The organism is Gemmiger formicilis (genome assembly GCF_016901605.1).
Lineage (GTDB): Bacteria > Bacillota > Clostridia > Oscillospirales > Ruminococcaceae > Gemmiger > Gemmiger formicilis_B.
The window spans coordinates 1-219 of the sequence record NZ_JACJKP010000926.1 but is presented as its reverse complement, the minus strand read 5'-3'; the positions used below and the strand labels follow the sequence as shown (position 1 = coordinate 219).

The 219-nt window shown below is 54.8% G+C and carries 1 pseudogene; it reads left to right on the top strand.

The features are described 5' to 3' along the window. Positions 1 to 24: 24 nt before the first annotated feature. Positions 25 to 114 (top strand): annotated as a pseudogene (locus H6B10_RS18485) (methylglyoxal synthase); the annotation flags it as partial. Between the last annotated feature and the right edge of the window lie 105 nt (positions 115 to 219).

Below are 219 nucleotides of genomic sequence, written 5' to 3'. Positions count from 1 at the left end.
TGTTTTGAAGGATGGTGTAGCGTTATGATAATTGCCCTGGTGGCACACGACTCCAAGAAGGAGTTGATGATTCAATTTTGCACCGCATACCGGCATATTTTGGCGCAGCACCAGCAGCGCTTTGTCCGCCACTGCGGCCGCCGCGGTAAAGGGAGCCCCCATACCGGCAGCGGTGTCCAACAGCACAAAATCAAAATACGGGCGCATGGCCATCAGCAG